Origin of the sequence: Butyrivibrio sp. FC2001, from assembly GCF_000424125.1 — a bacterium.
Lineage (GTDB): Bacteria > Bacillota > Clostridia > Lachnospirales > Lachnospiraceae > Butyrivibrio.
In genome coordinates this window covers 29624-48594 of the sequence record NZ_KE384132.1, presented here as the reverse complement: position 1 = coordinate 48594, position 18971 = coordinate 29624, and the positions used below count along the sequence as shown (strand labels likewise).

14 protein-coding genes are annotated in these 18971 nt (G+C 44.1%); 2 read left to right on the top strand and 12 right to left on the bottom strand.

Annotated elements, in window-relative coordinates; all coding sequences use genetic code 11:
* Positions 1–96: 96 nt before the first annotated feature.
* Positions 97–420 carry an MGMT family protein gene (locus G601_RS0113985; RefSeq protein ID WP_026665731.1) on the bottom strand — a complete coding sequence of 108 codons (324 nt, stop codon included), beginning with the start codon at positions 418–420 and terminating at the stop codon, positions 97–99.
* The gene (locus G601_RS27245) at positions 413–2062 is read right to left on the bottom strand and encodes an epoxyqueuosine reductase QueH (RefSeq protein WP_081673533.1); all 1650 of its coding nucleotides are present in this window, start codon (positions 2060–2062) and stop codon (positions 413–415) included. Before G601_RS27245 ends, G601_RS0113985 begins: the two co-directional genes overlap by 8 nt.
* A 119-nt stretch (positions 2063–2181) precedes the next feature.
* On the opposite strand from G601_RS27245, the gene G601_RS0113975 reads away from it, so the two are divergent.
* On the top strand, positions 2182–2649 hold the full coding sequence (locus G601_RS0113975; RefSeq protein ID WP_026665730.1) for a GNAT family N-acetyltransferase: 468 nt from the start codon (positions 2182–2184) through the stop codon (positions 2647–2649).
* 33 nt (positions 2650–2682) lie between these two features.
* Here G601_RS0113975 and G601_RS0113970 read toward each other — a convergent pair whose 3' ends face one another.
* The 4 genes from G601_RS0113970 to G601_RS23345 form a co-directional block, all read right to left on the bottom strand.
* On the bottom strand, positions 2683–4758 hold the full coding sequence (locus G601_RS0113970) for a beta-glucosidase family protein (RefSeq protein WP_026665729.1): 2076 nt from the start codon (positions 4756–4758) through the stop codon (positions 2683–2685).
* Entirely contained in the window at positions 4755–5672 is a 918-nt protein-coding gene (locus G601_RS0113965) for a carbohydrate ABC transporter permease (protein ID WP_242830118.1), read from the bottom strand. The genes G601_RS0113970 and G601_RS0113965 overlap by 4 nt, the downstream gene beginning before the upstream one ends.
* 2 nt (positions 5673–5674) lie before the next feature.
* The gene (locus tag G601_RS0113960) at positions 5675–6586 is read right to left on the bottom strand and encodes a carbohydrate ABC transporter permease (protein ID WP_051201183.1); all 912 of its coding nucleotides are present in this window, start codon (positions 6584–6586) and stop codon (positions 5675–5677) included.
* Positions 6587–6736: 150 nt separating this feature from the next.
* Complete coding sequence (locus G601_RS23345; protein WP_051201182.1) at positions 6737–8251, bottom strand: extracellular solute-binding protein; 1515 nt, start codon at positions 8249–8251, stop codon at positions 6737–6739.
* Between the two features lie 377 nt (positions 8252–8628).
* Here G601_RS23345 and G601_RS25165 point away from each other — a divergent pair, with 377 nt between their 5' ends.
* Positions 8629–9609, top strand: coding sequence for an AraC family transcriptional regulator (locus G601_RS25165; protein WP_051205856.1), 981 nt, complete (start codon positions 8629–8631; stop codon positions 9607–9609).
* 74 nt (positions 9610–9683) lie between these two features.
* On the opposite strand, the gene G601_RS0113945 is transcribed toward G601_RS25165, so the two are convergent.
* The 6 genes from G601_RS0113945 to G601_RS0113920 form a co-directional block, all read right to left on the bottom strand.
* Positions 9684–10211 (bottom strand): NUDIX hydrolase, encoded by a 528-nt coding sequence (locus tag G601_RS0113945; protein ID WP_026665728.1) that lies wholly within the window; start codon positions 10209–10211, stop codon positions 9684–9686.
* The gene (locus tag G601_RS26920) at positions 10202–11911 is read right to left on the bottom strand and encodes a CapA family protein (RefSeq protein ID WP_051205854.1); all 1710 of its coding nucleotides are present in this window, start codon (positions 11909–11911) and stop codon (positions 10202–10204) included. Before G601_RS26920 ends, G601_RS0113945 begins: the two co-directional genes overlap by 10 nt.
* Positions 11904–12563 (bottom strand): RNA polymerase sigma factor, encoded by a 660-nt coding sequence (locus tag G601_RS0113935; protein WP_242830117.1) that lies wholly within the window; start codon positions 12561–12563, stop codon positions 11904–11906. The genes G601_RS26920 and G601_RS0113935 overlap by 8 nt, the downstream gene beginning before the upstream one ends.
* Before the next feature lie 46 nt (positions 12564–12609).
* Positions 12610–14265: a vWA domain-containing protein gene (locus tag G601_RS0113930; protein ID WP_026665727.1), complete on the bottom strand. Its 1656-nt coding sequence runs from the start codon at positions 14263–14265 to the stop codon at positions 12610–12612.
* Positions 14266–14467: 202 nt separating this feature from the next.
* Positions 14468–17752: a carbamoyl-phosphate synthase large subunit gene (carB, locus tag G601_RS0113925; RefSeq protein WP_026665726.1), complete on the bottom strand. Its 3285-nt coding sequence runs from the start codon at positions 17750–17752 to the stop codon at positions 14468–14470.
* Entirely contained in the window at positions 17752–18957 is a 1206-nt protein-coding gene (locus G601_RS0113920) for a carbamoyl phosphate synthase small subunit (RefSeq protein ID WP_026665725.1), read from the bottom strand. Before G601_RS0113920 ends, carB begins: the two co-directional genes overlap by 1 nt.
* Between the last annotated feature and the right edge of the window lie 14 nt (positions 18958–18971).

Sequence of the window (18971 nt, the reverse complement as noted above, 5' to 3'; positions counted from 1 at the left end):
CTATATTTTACTTATGCATTCTATCACAAATATTTAAAAATGGGGAAATTTGTTTAAAATGTCCGCAAATCGTTCCCATTTAGGGCTTTTTCATCCTCACACATCATCCATCCCGGGGTGCCATAAGAACCTGTCAACGTCCACATGTGTCTCATCAACAAATTCTATTCCATCTGCCTCCAGCATTTTGATCTGAATATTCTCGCCGCCAAAGGCAAAGGCTGAGGACACCCTGCCCTCACGATTAACAACTCTGTAGCATGGAATGTGCTCAGGATCAGGATTTACATGAAGAGCATAGCCTACAACTCTGCTCCACCTTCTGTTTCCGGCAAGCATAGCTATCTGTCCGTAGGTTGCAACCTTCCCCTTTGGAATCTTCTTTACAATCTCGTAGATCTTATCAAAGGTATTATTCATGACTCATTCCTTTAAGAACTTTATATCTCTTAAGTGGCTCATCTGCTGAATCTATTCCTTCAGAGCCACCCACCTTCTCAACAGCACATGATGCAACAGCACAGGCAAAGCGTCCGCAGTCATCCAAAGAATAGCCTTCTGATAAGCCATATAAAAATCCTGCCGCGAAGCTGTCCCCTGCTCCGGTAGAATCTATCACCTTACAATCGGGATACGCAGGAATCTCATAGCATTTATCTGCTGTTTTAATAAGACATCCCTTACTTCCCCGCTTAATTACGGCGCATCCAGCACCTGCAGCAACTACCTTCCTGGCGTTTTCCTTAGCATCCCTGCAGTCAGTAAGCATCGCGATCTCATCCTCATTTGCAAGATAATAATCTATATAAGGAAGAAAGCACGCAATGTCACTTAGCTTCTCACCCTTCTTAGGCTTTGTCATGTCGGTAAGTAGTGTCCTTTTGGAATCACTGCCATTCTTAATCGCCTTAAATACCCTCTCCATCGCAGGAATACCAAGAACCGGTGATACAAATATGCTTGCAAAGCTCACAATCCCGCCAAGGCTATCGGCATGCGCCAATATATCTTCTTCCGAGAGCTTCCTTAGGCAGCTCTTAGGGTCAGTTAAGAAAAAACGCTCACCCTTTTCATCAACAAGAACTATATTCACAGATGACGGGAATTCATCTGAAATTGCCGAGCGCTCCGTTGACACTCCATTCTCATTAAGAAATACCTTGGTTCTGTCTCCTGCTTCATCCGTGCCAAGTCTTGTAATCAGCTCAGTTTTCTTACCAAGTCTTGATAACACAACGGCTTCATTCAGAGCATCTCCCCCAAATGATGTCCTTATAAACTCCATCGGCATTGATCCGATATCAAAGACTCCAGGATTTACAGGTCCTGCAAGGACGTCCATGACCGCTGCACCTATGACTGATATATCTACATCAGATTTCTGAATGTTCTGAGTCTGGCTTAGTCTCTCCTGCCTTGAAAACTCGCATCCGCAGAAATCCTGCCTGTAAAGATCAAACATGTGAGACAGCTCTATAGACCTCTTATAACCTTCCTTTTTCTTAAAGTCCGAAGGAAGAAAACTGACTCCATATTTATCTCCCATCTCGCTTCCGATTCTGTTAAGTCTCTCCGCATCCTTAAGAGGTGAAATTGTAAGAGTCGTTGTAAAAAAATCAAAGCCATGCTCTTTTGCAATCTTCGCAGATTCTTCAAGTCGAAGCTCAAAGCACTTCGTACATCTGTCTCCGCCCTCAGGGCATTTCTCCAAACCTTTAACAGCCTTCAGGAAGTCTGCCACATTGTAGACACCCTCGATAATTTCAATTTTCCTGGCAGATGCATCAGAATGCATCCCCTCGAAATTACCTTCTTCAACCTGTCTGTTGTACTCAGCAATAAGACGCTTTTCCTCCTCTACACGCTTTACATATTCAGGCTCATTCATGATGTTCGGGTTATAGAAAAACACCGTGATATCAAAGTATTGCCTAAGGTACTCGAGGCAGTAGGATGAACAGGGCGCGCAGCAGGCATGCAGAAGGAGTTTTGGGTATCTTCCTTCCTTCTGGAACTGTTGTATTTTCTTTTCAAGCTCTTTTGCGTAGTTTACTTTATTCATATTGGAATTCTTTCTATATCCATTCCTAAGTTTTTCTTTTTTGTATTAGAAATCCAGGGTTTATTCATTTATAATGTTCGTATTACATAATATTATCACAAATCGGAGGTCACATTCCCATGAATATCAGACGCGCTAATGAAAAAGACATCCCTCAGATGCTTGAGCTCTTAAGACAGGTAAATCTGGTTCACCATATAGGTCGTCCGGATCTTTTCAAAAAAGCCACAAAATACACCGGCGATGAATTGAAGGAAATCTTAAAGGATGAGACCCGTCCCATCTTCGCTGCAGTTGATGATTCCGATACCATGCAGGGCTACGCCTTCTGTGTTCACCAGCAGCACATCGGCAGTAATCTCCTCACTGACATTAAGACCCTGTACATCGATGATATCTGTGTTAACGAAAATTGCCGCGGTCAGCATGTTGGGAAAACGATCTACGACTATGTTATAAAGTGGGCAAAGGAAAATGATTACTACAACGTCACCTTAAATGTCTGGAACTGTAACGAAGGCGCTATGAAATTCTATGAATCCCTGGGCATGACACCCTACAAAATAGGAATGGAGCAGATTTTATAATCTGCCCCATTTTTTAATAAAGTTATTATCGTCTTACAGCACTATACTTGTGTAAACAAGATCATCAAGTGCTTCACTATTTCCGAGATAAATCTTGTATTTCATTCTCTCAAGCTGCCACTCTCTGTAAACAGGATTGTACCACTTAAGCTTCTCAAGAGGAGTCTTAACGGTTACAACCTTTGACTCGCCTGCCTTAAGAGATATCTTCTCAAATCCGCGAAGCTGTCTTATGGGACGATCAACTGCGGAATTCTCAAATCCCACATAGAGCTGAACAACCTCTTTACCTTCACGGTCGCCTGTGTTTGTAACCTTAACAGATGCCACAAGCTCATCTCCCTGAATCTCAGCCTCGGGATCCTCGAACCTGAAGTTGGTATAGCTAAGGCCAAATCCATAAGGTATAAGTGGCTTTACACCATTTTTATCAAGTCTTGTGTAGCCATGAAAATATTCGTAATACTGGTCTGTTGCCTCCCAGTCCACATGAGGAAGATCTTCCTCAGAAACCGGTACAACAAACGGAAGCTTTCCGGAAGGATTTACATCTCCAAAGAGAATTTCCGCAAGGGCTGTGCCGCCCTCCATTCCGGGATAATAAGCCATAAGAACCGAATTCACCTTATCGATCCAGTCTGTCATCATGATCATGTTTCCGCCGATCAGAACAACAACAGACTTTTCATTAACATCTCCTGTCTCCTGAAGGAGCTTCACATCCTCATCATGAAGACCAAGTCCTCTCTTTCTGTCACCGCCGATAGCTCCTGTGTAGTTATCAGAGGTATCTGTAGAAATGAACTCACCTTCATCATCATGATTATATCCAACAACATAGATAACAGCATCTGCTTCAGAAGCAGCCTTCTTTACCTCAGCTAGATCAGATCCATCTGCATACAAAATCTCAGCAGAAGGAACTGCTTCCTTAATACCCTGAAGAGGTGTCTTTACATAAGGAGGTCTGACCCAGCTGGAGCCCTGATCACCGATAACCTCAGCATCAGCCAGTTTTCCAACTACAGCTATCTTCTTAATGTTCTTGGCAAGAGGAAGAACATTTTTATTCTTCACAAGAGTGATTGCTTCTTCAGCTGCTCTCTTTGCAAGCTCGATATGCTCCTTACTTCCCACAACTGACATATCGTACTCTTTATGATCCTTATCAAAAGCGAGAATCGTGCGGACAATTCTGATAGCTGCATCATCAATTCTGCTCTCCGGAACAAATCCATCCTTAACAGCCTGAACAAGCCTCTTACCAAAGAACTGTGTCCACAGCATCTCCATATCCTGACCGCCGTTGGCAGCTTCAACAGTATCAAGAACACCCCAGCAGAAATCGGACATTACAAAGCCGTCAAAGCCCCACTCCTTCTTAAGCACCTGACTTAAGAGATATTTGTGGTGACCACACTGTACACCGTTGTAGCGGTTGTAGGAGCTCATTATGCTTGCACAGCCTGCGTCCACGCAGTCCTTAAAGTGCGGCAGATAAACCTCCTGCTCCGTTCTCTGATCGCAGGTTACACTAACCTTGAATCTGGCATTTTCCATGTCATTAAAAGCAAAGTGCTTCACACACGCCATAACATCTTCGCTCTGGACACCCTTAACAAGTGAAGCACCCATTCTTCCTATCTGGTAGGTCTCCTCACCATAGGTCTCCTGGCTTCGGCCCCATCCTGGATTATACGGAAGATTGATACATACACCTGCAAAAAGGTTTCCGCCAAAGCCTCTGACCTCCTGGCCGATCGCATGTCCAATTTCCTCCTCAAGCGCAGGATTAAAGGTCGCACCTCTCGCCATGGAAACAGGAAAACAGGTCGACTGATTGTTACCACAAACAACGCCTCTTGGCCCGTCAACAAATTTCATAGGCGGAACGCCCTGCTCCGGAAGACCGCCTGCTTCGTAGGGCTTTACGTTATAATGAGCACCCTCCTCTGTTCCGAGGACAAGCTCCATTATCTCGCTCTCCTTCATGGATGTAGCGTCAATATTACCTGCCATGAGACTTACCTTCTGCTCCAAGGTCAACTTCCCAACAATTTCCTTAGCTTTTTCGTCAAATGTCATTCTTAATTTCTTGTCTTTTTTCATCCCTTAACCGCTCCTGCCATCATACCTTTAACAAGTTTATCCTGAAACACAATAAACAGTGTAATCATCGGAAGTACCGATAAAGTCAGAACCGACAAAATAATCGGTATATCCATTGAATGCTCGCCCTTAAACTGTCCAAGTGCAAGAGGAAGTGTCTTATTCTGAGGACTGATTATCAGAGTATTTGCAAAAGCAAACTCATTCCACATTGAAACACCGTTATATATTGCCAGTGTTGACAGTCCTGATTTTGATAAAGGAAGAATCATCTTAAAGAAATTCTGATAGCGGTTACAGCCATCAATTTCCGCAGATTCTTCAATCTCTCTCGGTATTGTTTTCATAAATGCCGTAAGAATGAAAACTGACATCGGAAGAGCAAATGCTACATAAGGTCCGATAAGTGCCTTAAGTGAATCATAGAATCCAATAGATGTTGTAAGCTTGAAAATCGGAATCAAAGTTACATGCATAGGCACTGCCATCATAGCTACGATCATTGCGTAAATCAGAGCATTCAGCTTAAAACTCATTCTTGCAAGCGGATATGCTGCGAAGGCTGAAATAATAAGCATCAGTACAAGTGATATCGCAACAACTATTACACTTCGGAAAAAATATCCGAAAAATCCGTGTGTAACAACTTCAACATAGTTATTGAAATACCAGGGATCCGGAAGATGGAATACACCCTGCTGCAACATGTCGAACTGCTTACGGAACGAATTCATTATCATAAAGAAAAATGGTGTAAGCGTCAGCACCAGCTGTATAATTGCAAAAATAAATGCTATTGTCCACGCAATCCTTGATTTAATCTTGGATATGCGATAATCAGCATCATTTGATTTTCCGAGACTGTTTATATCGACTGCCATGGTAGAGTCGTTTATATTGTGATTACCCTTCATAATTAATAATCCTCCTTAACCTTAAATACTTTGTTAAAGAGCAATGCTATAGCCGTTATCAGAATGAACATTCCGGCTGCTACGCAGGAACCGTAGCCCATGTTAAACTGCTGGAATGACAGCTTATACATATAGGTAGCCATAAGCTCTGTAGAACCTGAAGGTCCGCCCTGGGTCATGTTCCAGATCATATCGAAATATTTCAGTGATCCGATAAGGGACATTGTGCATGCTGTCTTGAAAATAGGGCCAAGGAGAGGTATCGCAATAAGGCGAATGTACTGCCCTCTTGTTGCACCATCTATTACAGCCGCTTCATAAATAGTAGTATCGATGTTTCCGTATCCGGCGATGAAGTAAACCATATAAAAAGGAGTAAACTGCCATGCCATAACACCGATAACTGTGTAAAGTGCATTGGGAGCTGTTCCCAAAAGGTCAATTGTAGTTCTCTTTCCATTAAAAATTGTTGCCAGAGAGGAAATAATTCCTCCGTTTGTTGCGAGCGCATAGATAAAAAGGAATGCGATAGCAACTGAACTCATAAGATAAGGTAAGAACCATATGATTTTAAAAATATTAAATTTCTTTCCACCTGCATCCAGAAATGTTGCAAGCAACATTCCGATGGGAATCTGAAGAAGAATCGAGAATACCATTACGATCAGATTGTGCTTAAAGGATTTCCAAAACATTGCATCCTTCAACAGCGCTTTCCAGTTATCGAGGCCGACAAATATTCTATCTGCCGATATTCCGTTCCATTTGTATCCGCTTATAACAAAGGTATCAACAACGGGATACACAATAAAAATTGTGATTAGCAAGAGCGCCGGTAGCAGGAACACTGTTGCTGCCTTGGCCGTACTCCTTGCTTTCGCCTGAGCAAGCCCCATATTATTACTTTTATCCATATCTCTCCTTCCTGTTTCCTTAAGCAGATATTCTGCTTTGCCTCACTAAGTGATTACCAAAAGGATTACTAAAAACTGCCCGCAGAATAGATTATCCTGCGGGCAGCGGTTTTTTAAAATCCAGCCGCAGCTTAGACTTATATTTACTTCTTACTGTTCAGCAATAGCCTTCTGCATTGCTTCATCCTGTTCCTGTCCGATCTCCTCAGGAGTCTTCTCAAGACCAAAGAGCTCTGTCATGCAGTTCTTATGAACTTCTGTAACAGATGCAGGAAGGTACTGGTCATACCAAAGCTGTACGTTTGATGCGTTGAAGAATACGTCAACTACAACCTTATTGTTAGGATCATCAACCTGTGTATCAAATCCCTTAATGGAAGGAATATTTCCGCTATCCATCTGCATCTTGTTGTATGTATCATCGTTGAAGTACTGAGTAGCCAAAACATAGCAAGCATCAAGCATATCCTGGTCTACAGAACCATCTTCCTTGAAGCAGTTGAAGGAGAATCCGTTACCGATTGCTGTTCCGATTTCTACGTTCTGAGGAACGCCTGCAGCCTTAGCTTCTGAATCCTCAGGGAAACGGAATACGCCGATGTTCTCGTTGTACCACTCTTCGTTATCAGATCTGATACCTGCTACCTGCCATGAGCCGTGAAGCATCATTGCCGCAGAGCCATCATAAAGGAGTGCTCTATCCTGGTTATCATCAGCTGTAAGAGAGTTAACACCATCCGGGAAATATCCCTTCTTTACCCAATCCTGAATCTTCTCAGCTGCATAGATGAATGCGGGACTTGTGAATGAGCCGCCGTTCTCCTGCGTATAAGCTGCATCAAATTCATCGTTACCTGAGTGACGCGCTACAAGATACATGTAGTACATGGAGCCTGTCCACTTGGATGCATTTGCAAGTGCGAAAGGTGTATAGCCTGCTTCCTTAAGCTTAGCGCATGCTGCTTCAAGATCATCGATTGTCTCAGGAACTTCAATACCCTGCTCAGCAAAAATTGTCTTGTTATAGAAGATATCGCATCCGGAAAGTCCTCCGAAAGGAATAGCGAGCATCTTACCGTCATAGGTTGACTGTGCTACTGCTGCATCGATGAAATCAGGATGATCGTATTTTGCATACATATCAGTGATATCATTAGCAAAACCTGACTTGTAGTACTCAGCCATAGGGCCGCCACCCCAGTGGATGTACATGTTGGGAGCCTGTCCTGAACTCATTGCAACTACCAGCTGCTGCTTGTAGTTATCGTTCTGCTGATGAACCTGATTAACCGTGATATTAGGATAATCAGCCATGAATCTCTGAACAGCACCTTCCTGATTACTCTTAGCAGGATCCTCTGTAGCGATGTCCCAAAGAGTAATTGTCAAAGGCTCGGTTGTCAGTTCCGGAAGATTCTTACCGTCGGTCTGTTTTCCGGTTGCTGAATCCGTAGTAGCATCTGCGGAATCAGTACTTTCAGCAGTATCAGCCTTCTCTTCGGTAGCCTCTGTAGATGTTTCTGTGGTTGTGTCTGCTGCTTCGGTCTTCGCTGTGTCGTCGCCACCAGCTGCCGGAGCCGGAGTTGATGTGGATCCCCCACATCCTACAATTGATGTAACAGTCAGAGCTGTTGCAAGAAATGTAGCAAATACCTTTTTCTTCATACAAAACCTCCTTCGTAGAAGCTTGCCGGTAAATCCACCTCCTAATTCTGAAAATACCAGCTTGCTAAAATAATTATCTGTTTCTTTATATATAATGTTAAATTAGTCCGATAATTATTGCATACAAAAAATTGCTATCCATTTTACTAAAATTGCTCTTTTATATGTGCATATTATCACTTTGATTAATACTAACCAAATATGTGATGTGCATTTTGACAGATTTTACATCATTATTCCCACTTTGATATGGTATAATGTCCATAATTTATAAAATAAGTATTAACACAGCAACCTATTGCTCTATATTAAATGGCAATTTTGGAACGCTCCAATATTGCTTGTGTTAAAAAAGAGTTTTGTTGGGGGATTTCTATATGAAAAGGCAGATGGCAAGCGCCCGGGAGAGCGTTCAACACAAGAAAAATACCAGTCTCCGTATGTACATCAATAAGGAGCACACCAACTATCCTCCCCATTGGCATACGGATGTCGAGATCATATGTGCAAAAGAGGGTGATTACAAGGTTATCTGTGCCAATCAGACCTACAACCTTGAAGAGGGTGATATTCTTCTTATCTGCCCTGCCGTTATCCATGAGATATTCTCCACCTGTATCGGAGAAAGAGTTTACATTCAGGCAGATTTTTCAAGGCTCACACTTTTAAAGGAGCTGGAGAAGGCTTTCCGCCTCATGTCTCCCGCTCTTCATATTCAGGCCAGAACCTGCCCGCCCAATATTTACAAAAAATTCTGTAACTGGATTGACGAGATAAAAGAAATCTACTTTGGCTCTGCGCCACCTGTAGAGATGTGCGAAGGCACCACAGGTCACAGTCTCATGTCCTTTACAGAACTTGAGCCCTTCGGAGAGCTTGAGATTTATTCAATCCTCATGCAGTTTACAGCCCTCGCCGGCAAGAACTTAAGTCTCTTCCAGGGCGGTGATCACAGCTCAGAGGATGCGGTATTCAAAAACAGCATATCACTTAGCAGTGTATGTGCTTATCTGTCTGAGCACTTCACTGAGGATATTTCGTTAGAAAGCATCGCGGACTATGCAGGCTTTAGTAAATATCACTTCGCCCGCATCTTTCACGATTACGCAGGAACTACCTTCTATCAGTTCCTACAGCAAAAGCGCATAGGCTATGCTCAGATGCTCCTGTCAAACCCGGAGGTATCCATAACAGACATCGCCTACCAGTCAGGCTTTGCCAGCAGTCCTGCATTCGCAAGAGCCTTCAGGAAAAGCACAGGCTATACGCCTTCCGAATTCCGAATGCTCAATGAGCTCCGCCATCCACTTCCGGAAAACGAGCATTTTGCAGACCTTGCCTCCGGCACTCCTTCATAAATTATCTAAGCAGGAATTCTCCTGCATAAAAAACGCGTCTGATACTGTTCTGTATCAGGCGCGTTACTTATTTGTTATTCTATTACTTTTCCATCCAGCACAGCTTCTGTCAGCTTATCACCCTCATAGGTCAGCTTCAGCGAGAAAAACGGCTGCTCGGGGTTCTTTATAAGGTCAAGGAAAATCAGATCTCCCTTCCAGAGATTAAGCTCAGGGATCCTTTCCCTGGAAACCCACTCGAGTGTCCCCTCATTGCAGGATGTAAGTGTTCCTTCGAAATCGTCAGATGTAAAAAGGCACATATAATCAGTTACATCATTGCTAAAAGGGCTCTTCTCTTCTTTTGTGTAAAGCTCATCTCTGTCACCGGCTGCTGCCTTGGAGTAAAAGGTAACAATCCCTCTAAACCTCACTGACTTAAGTGTAAGACCTGTCTCCTCCAAAACCTCACGCCTTACACAATCGTCAGGGCTCTCACCGTTTTCGCAGTGACCGCCGGGTGCGATCCATTTTCCCTCGTTTATATCATTCTTTTTCTTCGTACGATGAAGCATCAGGTATTTACCATCATCTTCTATGTAGCAAAGTGTTGTTATTTCCATAGGTCACCCCAGATATCGTTGCAGAGCGCCTCGCAGTATACCTTTGAGAAGTCAGGATCCTGCTTAACAATCTCATTCTTATCAGCCATAGAGTCTGTATACTCATTCAAAGGATAAACAGTTACGTTCTCAGCTCCGCTCTCTACATGGCATACAATAGCTCTTATACTGTAGTCATCTATGCAGACCTCGCCGTTTTCATCACGGCCAAGCTTAACATTAGCAAGTCCGCCCACCATGCGATCTGCGACCTGATCTCCTGTACCGGATGTCCAGTTTACAAAATTGCCGATTGAGTAGTAAACCAGCATATCGCCGTCGCCGTGGTTATTGGTGATCTTGCCGTCGCTGTCCTTAAGCATCTCAATAGGCTGAATTACATGAGGATGCGTTCCGATTACAAGGTCAGCTCCATTTTCTCTGAAAATCTCAGTCCACTTAGTCTGAACACTGTCTATATTGTGATCGTACTCAGTTCCCCAGTGAGGACATACGATTGTAAAGTCTGCATTTTCTTCTGCGTACTTAAGATCCGCAATAACCTTATCCTCTTCAAGAAGGTCCACTGCGTATGGCATATCTGAAGGAAGTGATATTCCGTTTGTACCGTAGGTATAGTTAAGAACCGCAACCTTTATGCCATTTCTCTCAACAATCCTTACCTTATCATATTCTTCCTCGGTCTCGTTTATACCTGCAACCGTTATTTCAGGATAGTTCTTCTTCCAGAATTCGCAGGCATTTATGATTCCCTTCTTCCCCTTATCAAGAGCATGGTTTGTGGCATGACAGATAACGTCAAAGCCTGCCTTTACAAGAGAATCTCCAAGCTCGTAGGGAGCGTTAAATGACGGATAGCCTGTAACTCCGAGGTCCTCTCCTCCAAGGATAACCTCCTGATTTACAATGGCGATATCTGCTGCAGATATCTCATCCCTGGTCTTATCGAATATGAAGTCAAAATTGTAATCGCCTGATGTATCCTCTCCGGCCTCCGCCACCGGTGTATGTAAGAGTACATCACCTGCCATAGTAACAGTCAGCTCGTCAGAGCTCTCAGCAGCAGCCATCTCAGTTGCCTCAGCAGCCTCTGCTTCGACATCATCAGATTTAGCACCTTCTATCTTCGATTTATCAATATTCGTTATCGAATTCTTAGATGCCCCCAAGTTATCGGATTCTTCTGCTGCATCCTCTTTTCCTGCATAAATAGGAACCTCTGCATCGAATAAGCTGTCAGAAGATTCATCTGCATCCTCATAGGCAAATGACTCCTCTGTCTCCTCCGTAGCCTCTGAATCGTATGCGTAATCTGCTGAATCCGTAGTTTCTGTATCCTCCATGGCCATCTCAACGCTGGCTGCAGGTGCTGCTGTTTCCATGGACTTATGACCATCAACGCCCACAAGTCTTATTACTCCGTAAGCCCCAAGCATAACGAGAGCAAAAACAGCTACCCTGGATCCATATCTTGCTACAAATTTGATAATTTTTCCGGATGAGCTCTCAGCCTTCTTCTTTTCAAAGTCACTGATGTTTACCTTCTGAAAGCTCAGCGGCTCGCTACCGGCACCTTCGCCTTCCTTGTTGTCATTACCCGCGTTATCTCCTTCAACCTCCTTCTGAATATTCTCGAGGAGTCTTGCACGCATCTCGTCAGTAATGACTATGTTTTCCATAACTTCATTATACTTACTCAAAGTCATACGCCTCCTTTAGAATATTTTTCAGCTGCTGCCTTCCGCGGTTTAAGTCGGAGCGAACAGTGGATTCATTCCTCTTTAATATCTCAGCTATATCCTTGGTGGAATAACCCTCCTGATAAAAAAGATGAATTACCTCTCTGTACTTTTCCGGAAGCTGCTTGACAGCATCCCACACGAACGCAAGGTCCTCCTTATTATCCGCAACAAGCTCCTCAGAAAGCTCATCCGCTTTTCTGACATTGTTATAATCGATCTTGTTTTTACTAAGATTAGCTGCCACTGTTAAAAGCCAGGCCTTTTCATGATTTGCATTTTCAAAGGCCGGCGCCTTTCTTATGTATTGAATAAGTGTATCCTGAACGATATCCTCTGCGTCGCTCATATTGTGAAGATATGAGTAGGCTGTCCTCAGGATTGCGTTACCGTATCTGTCGAGGAGCTCCCCAGCTCTCTCTGCGGGATTCCCAATTGCTGCAGTAGCATCACCGCTTATAACAGACTTAACGGTCTTTGCGGAAGCCTGTACCATTGCAAACAGGTGACCTGCTGCTTTGGTACAGGAGTTCCATATATCATTGAATATATCTAATAAACTATTATATTTTCCCTCTATAATTTCTTCATTTTGCAGTGTAAGTGTATACATAACTCCCTCTTCCCCTAAAAGTCGCTATGTATTAGTATATCACCTATTAACTGCGCTTTGCTACCATTCTTACAAGCTGATTGAATTCATCTTTATATTCATCTGTGTTCTCAACCTGCTTGTAGCCATCCATAATGTCCTGAAGAGTAGCTGTTCCCTTGTGTTCGCTGTCTGAAAGGATCATTGCGAACTCTGCCACAAGGCCTGCAAATCTGATGTTCTCGCTGCCCTCTTCGCTGAAGTCCTTATCGCCAACAACTATTGAAAAAAGCTCTGACTTGTCTGCCTCAGGCTCCTTATAACGAACACTTACTGTTGCATACTCTGAATAGAACTCTGAATTCTCATCTGCCTTCTCCTCACTCTTGTCATCTGAAGACTTGTCCTGATACTTAAGATTTATAGCACTCTGGCTTCCCTCGGGAACTATCTCATAAAGAGCAACAACGCTGTGTCCTGCGCCGATCTCGCCTCCGTCCTTGGTGTCATCATTGAAATCAGCATCGTTCATGAGTCTGTTTTCATAGCCGATCAGTCTGTAGGAATTAACTCTTGCAGGATTGAACTCAACCTGGAGCTTAACATCCTTTGCAACTGTAACAAGTGTTGATCCCATCTCATATACAAGAACCTTCTTACCCTCGAAAAGTGAATCGATGTATGAGTAGTTACCATTGCCGCGATCTGCAAGTCTCTCAAGGTTATCGTCCTTAAGATTGCCGGTTCCAAAACCAAGTACTGATAAGAAGATTCCGTTGTTCTTCTTTTCCTCAATAAGCTTCTCAAGGTCATCGGGATTATCAACACCTACATTAAGATCACCATCTGTGCACATCACTATTCTGTTGATGCCGCCATCGATGTAGTTATCCTCTGCAATCTGATATGCCTTCTGGATTCCTGCCTCACCGTTTGTGCAGCCGGAAGCTGACATACTGTCAATTGCGTTAATGACCTCTCTCTTGTTCTTCATGCTCTCACCTGAGAGAAGAACCTCTTCATGTCCTGAATAAGTTACGATTGAGATAACGCCCTTTCCGGGAAGTGAATTAACCAGCTCTGTGAGTGACTTCTGTAAAAGGGGAAGCTTGTCAGGCTCATCCATTGATCCGGATACATCTACCAGGAATACCAGGTTGCTTGCAGGTGCCTCTGAGAGATCTATATCCCTTGTCTTCATTCCCACGAACATAAGCTCATGATCCTCATTCCAGGGGCAGGTGGTAATTTCTGTTGTAATACCGAACTTATTATTTCCCTCAGGATTATTAAGGTCGTATGAAAAATAGTTGATGAACTCTTCAGGTCTTACTGCATCTGTATTGATCTCTGAAAGAGTGTATCCATCCTCTATCATTCTTCTTACGTTTGAGTAGGAGGCTGTGTCCACGTCAGCTGCGAAGGTTGAAAGCGGCTTTGTACTAACAAGGTTATAACCGTTCTCCTCAGGCTTCTCGTAGGACTCTGTGTTATACTGAGGCTCTTCGGGATAATACATATCCGTGCATTCCTCGTATGCCTCAGTGGCATAGCATGCAGAATCTTCTGTTGCAGTCTCATATTCGTATGAGCTGTCGCTTTTTGTTTCTGTAGCAGTTGTGGCAGCTGTTTCTGTCATCTTACTGCTACCGCAGCCGCAGATAGAGCTGGCTGCGATGATTGTGCTTAGCACAACCGGTGTAACTTTCATTTGTCTTCTCATAACTTTTTCCCTCCGATAGCAATTGCTTTTGTTACCTTTCCCCTTTTGAAAAGTAACTGTTTTTTTGCTGTTCTACTCTATATACAGATGGCGTTATGAAAATGTTGCAGGGTTTAAAAATATTTTTTTGCAATAAAAACGTGCCGGATTTTTCCGACACGTTTCGTTATTTATTATGCTGTTTTCCTTTATAAAAAGGTTCTCATATCTTAGCTATATCAACAAGCTCAAGTGTATCCTCTTTATATGCATCCTCAAGACTTGTTACCAGAGCTCTTGCAGTATCAAGCGCAGTGATTACGTTTACGCCTGTCTCGATAGCTGTACGGCGGATAAGGAATCCGTCACGACTCTTGTCACGTCCCTGTGTGGGAGTATCGATAACAAGGTCGATTCTGTGACCAAGGATAAGGTCGATGACAGTAGGTGACTCCTGGCTGATACGGTTTACCTTACGAGCCTTAACACCATTTTCATTCAAGGTATCAGCTGTAGATCTGGTTGCATAGATGATATAACCGAGCTTTTCAAAGCGTCTTGCTATCTCTATAACCTCACCCTTATCTGAATCCTTAACGGTGATGATCATCTGCTTATGCTTGGGAAGCTTGATTCCAGCGCCAAGGAAGGCCTTGTAAAGAGCCTCACTGTAGGACTTGCTGATTCCAAGACACTCACCTGTACTCTTCATCTCAGGTCCAAGACTGATCTCAGCTCCTCTGATCTTCTCGAAGGAGAATACGGGCATCTTAATAGCGATGTGCTCAGCTTCAGGCTGAAGTCCCGGAGTGTATCCAAGGTCAACAAGCTTTTTGCCCATCATTACCTGTGCTGCAAGATCAACGATCGGAATACCTGTAACCTTACTGATATAAGGAACTGTACGTGATGATCTGGGGTTAGCCTCAATGATGTAAACCTCATCACCTACAGCGATAAACTGTACATTTATAAGTCCGACTACGTGGAGTGCCTTTGCAAGTCTTGCTGTGTAGTCAGCGATTGTCTGCTTAACCTTATCGGAAAGTGACTGTGCAGGATAAACTGAGATTGAATCTCCGGAGTGGATACCTGATCTCTCGATATGCTCCATGATACCGGGGATTACAATGTTCTCGCCGTCACAAACCGCATCTACCTCAGTCTCAACACCCTGCAGATACTTATCTACGAGGATCGGGTGATCCTGAGCAATTCTGTTGATGATGTTGATAAACTCCTCAATTTCCTGATCTGAAAGAGCTATCTGCATGCCCTGTCCGCCAAGTACGTAGGAAGGACGAACAAGTACGGGATATCCGAGTCTGTTGGCAACCTCTTTTGCTTCCTCAGCTGTGAATACTGTTGCACCCTCAGCACGCTTTATTCCTGTCTCCTCAAGGATTCTGTCGAAGATCTCTCTGTCTTCTGCAGCATCTACGTCCTCTGCCTTTGTACCGTAGATCTTAACACCCATCTTCATAAGATCCTGAGTGAGCTTGATTGCTGTCTGACCACCGAACTGAACAACTGCTCCGTCGGGCTTTTCAAGTCTTACGATGTTCTCAACATCCTCGGGTGTGAGAGGCTCAAAGTAGAGCTTATCTGCGATATCAAAGTCAGTTGAAACCGTCTCAGGGTTGTTGTTGATGATGATGGTCTCGTATCCTGCCTTCTCAAATGCCCATGTTGCATGAACTGAACAGTAATCGAACTCGATACCCTGACCGATTCTGATAGGACCAGAACCAAGAACCAGGATCTTCTTTTTACCTGAGCCTTCGCCCTCTGCCTCGTTCTCCTCATCACTGTCTCCGTAAACTGAATAGTAGTAAGGAGTCTCAGCTGCAAACTCAGCCGCACAGGTATCAACCAGCTTGTAGGCTGCCTTTATTCCGTAGAAATCCCTTAAGTTCTTGATAGTGTCTACTGAAAATCTTGTAAGTCTGCTTATAACCTTATCGGGATACTCAAGTCTCTTTGCCTTAAGAAGTGTATCAAAGCTGATAAGCTTTTTAGCCTCTTCAAATTCGGGGACGTTCTCCTCAGAAACCTTATGACGGGCGATTGTGCTCTTTTCACCGATTCTAAGGAGCTTTAATTCCATCTTGATAAGTGTGTGGATCTTATCGATGAACCAGAGGTCGATCATGGTAATATCATGGATCTCATCGTGGCTCATTCCTCTTCTGAGAGCCTCTGCGATAACCCAGATTCTCTGATCATCTACTACAGTCAGACGGTCCTTGAGCTCATCATCATCAAGCTCTGAAAAATCGTAGCTTGTAAGGCAGTCAACGTGCTGCTCCAGTGAACGGATAGCCTTCATCATAGCGCCTTCGAAGCTATGGCAGATACTCATAACCTCACCGGTAGCCTTCATCTGAGTTGTAAGCGTACGCTTTGCCGTAATAAATTTATCGAAAGGCAGTCTGGGGAATTTTACTACGCAGTAGTCAAGTGTAGGCTCGAAGCTTGCGTAGGTCTTTCCTGTGATTGCATTCTTGATCTCATCAAGTGTATAGCCAAGAGCGATCTTAGCTGCAACCTTGGCGATCGGATATCCTGTTGCCTTGGAAGCAAGCGCTGAAGAACGGCTTACTCGAGGGTTAACCTCGATTACGCAATACTCAAAGCTTGTGGGGTGAAGCGCAAACTGTACGTTACATCCACCTGTGATCTGCAGCTCATCAATGATGTTGAGTGCAGCGCTTCTGAGCATCTGGTACTCTTTATCTGTAAGTGTCTGTGAAGGTGCAACTACTATACTGTCACCTGTGTGAACACCGACGGGATCGATGTTTTCCATGTTACAAACAGTAATGCAGTTACCTGCGCTGTCTCGCATTACCTCGTACTCGATTTCCTTCCAGCCGGCGATGCAGCGCTCTACAAGAACCTCGTTAGCTCTTGAAAGACGAAGTCCGTTTTCAAGTATCTCCTCACACTCTGCTCTGTTATGTGCGATTCCGCCGCCACTTCCACCAAGGGTGAACGCAGGACGAAGAACTACGGGATAGCCAATCTTCTCAGCAAAAGCCACACCGTCATCAACGTTATGTACAACCAGAGATGCTGCGCAGGGCTCGCCGATCTTCTCCATTGTATCCTTGAATTCCTGGCGGTCCTCAGCCTTCTTGATTGTCTCAGCAGTTGTTCCAAGAAGCTTTACATTATGAGCTGCAAGGAAGCCTGACTCAGCAAGCTCCATTCCAAGGTTAAGTCCTGCCTGTCCTCCCAGTGTAGGAAGTACGCTGTCAGGCTTCTCCTTTTCAATGATCTGCTCAAGAACCTTGACTGTAAGGGGCTCAATGTAAACTTCATCTGCAATATCTTTATCTGTCATGATGGTCGCAGGATTGGAGTTAACAAGAATTACTTCTATTCCCTCCTCCTTCAGTGAGCGGCAAGCCTGAGTTCCCGCATAGTCGAACTCGGCCGCCTGTCCGATTACGATCGGACCTGAACCTATGACCAAAACCTTTTTCACATCTTTATTCTTAGGCATTATGCATCCTTCCTCATCATCTTAATAAAACGATCAAATAAGTATCCGCTGTCCTGAGGGCCGCAGCAGGCCTCGGGGTGAAACTGAACTGTAAATATGTTTTTGCCCACATACTTAAGTCCCTCGTTTGTTCCATCATTTACATTCACAAAAGCAGGCACGGCAACCTTCGGGTCAAGCTTATCAGTGTCAACTACATAGCCGTGGTTCTGTGATGAAATGTAAACCCTGCCGGTCTCCAAGTCCTTAACCGGGTGGTTACCACCGCGGTGACCGTATTTCATCTTATAGGTATCAGCGCCGGTTGCAAGAGCCATAAGCTGATGTCCAAGGCAGATGGCAAAAATCGGAACATCTGATGCATAAAGCTTTTTGATCTCCTCAATAACTCCCGTGCACTCCTTCGGATCGCCGGGGCCGTTACTGAGCATGATTCCATCAGGCTTATCCTTGAGCATCTCCTCTGCTGTGGTATCAGAAGGATAAACTGTAACGTCACATCCTCTTGCTGCAAGTGAAGCTGCAATATTGTCCTTTGCACCTACATCAAGAAGTGCAACCTTAAGTCCCTTACCGTTTAACTCTTTTACTATGCTGGGGCGTTTTTCGCGCTTACTAAGGTCTCCCTTAAGCGCTGCCTCATAATCCTCTTTCTTAAATACAGCACTTCCGGAAAGAGGTCCGTTTTCAGCCAGGTCCCTGCTGCCTTCTATCTTCTTTATCTCCTTGCAGGAAACCTTCTCAACAACCTTTCCTGTGTTATAGGCCTTGAGCCTCGGAATGATCGAGTCAATGTTGTAATTCTCGTCAGTTGTGATCATTCCGTTCATGGTTCCCTTTTCACGAAGGATGCGAACCAGCTTACGTGTGTCTATTCTCTCTATGCCGGGAATATCATATTCTTCCAGAAATTCCTGGACTGTCATGTCGCAGCGGAAGTTAGATGCCACATCTGAGAGCTCTCTTACGATAACTCCATCAAGCCATATGCGCTCAGATTCCATGTCATCTCTGCAAACACCGTAATTACCAATAAGTGGATAAGTCATGCAAACTGCCTGTCCTGCATAGGACGGATCAGTGAACACCTCTGTGTAGCCCGCCATGGAAGTATTAAAAACTATCTCGCTTATAACTTCCCTTTTGGCGCCAATGGCTTTTCCCTTAAAAACGGTGCCATCTTCCAAAATCAAAAATGCTTTCATTCGCTCCTCCTGAA

Excerpts from the sequence above, each read along its gene's own strand:
- G601_RS0113985 (WP_026665731.1), bottom strand. The coding sequence starts at position 420 with ATGAATAATACCTTTGATAAGATCTACGAGATTGTAAAGAAGATTCCA.
- G601_RS27245 (WP_081673533.1), bottom strand. The coding sequence starts at position 2,062 with ATGAATAAAGTAAACTACGCAAAAGAGCTTGAAAAGAAAATACAACAG.
- G601_RS0113975 (WP_026665730.1), top strand. The coding sequence starts at position 2,182 with ATGAATATCAGACGCGCTAATGAAAAAGACATCCCTCAGATGCTTGAG.
- G601_RS0113970 (WP_026665729.1), bottom strand. The coding sequence starts at position 4,758 with ATGAAAAAAGACAAGAAATTAAGAATGACATTTGACGAAAAAGCTAAG.
- G601_RS0113965 (WP_242830118.1), bottom strand. The coding sequence starts at position 5,672 with ATGAAGGGTAATCACAATATAAACGACTCTACCATGGCAGTCGATATA.
- G601_RS0113960 (WP_051201183.1), bottom strand. The coding sequence starts at position 6,586 with ATGGATAAAAGTAATAATATGGGGCTTGCTCAGGCGAAAGCAAGGAGT.
- G601_RS23345 (WP_051201182.1), bottom strand. The coding sequence starts at position 8,251 with ATGAAGAAAAAGGTATTTGCTACATTTCTTGCAACAGCTCTGACTGTT.
- G601_RS25165 (WP_051205856.1), top strand. The coding sequence starts at position 8,629 with ATGAAAAGGCAGATGGCAAGCGCCCGGGAGAGCGTTCAACACAAGAAA.
- G601_RS0113945 (WP_026665728.1), bottom strand. The coding sequence starts at position 10,211 with ATGGAAATAACAACACTTTGCTACATAGAAGATGATGGTAAATACCTG.
- G601_RS0113935 (WP_242830117.1), bottom strand. The coding sequence starts at position 12,563 with ATGTATACACTTACACTGCAAAATGAAGAAATTATAGAGGGAAAATAT.
- G601_RS0113930 (WP_026665727.1), bottom strand. The coding sequence starts at position 14,265 with ATGAGAAGACAAATGAAAGTTACACCGGTTGTGCTAAGCACAATCATC.
- carB (WP_026665726.1), bottom strand. The coding sequence starts at position 17,752 with ATGCCTAAGAATAAAGATGTGAAAAAGGTTTTGGTCATAGGTTCAGGT.
- G601_RS0113920 (WP_026665725.1), bottom strand. The coding sequence starts at position 18,957 with ATGAAAGCATTTTTGATTTTGGAAGATGGCACCGTTTTTAAGGGAAAA.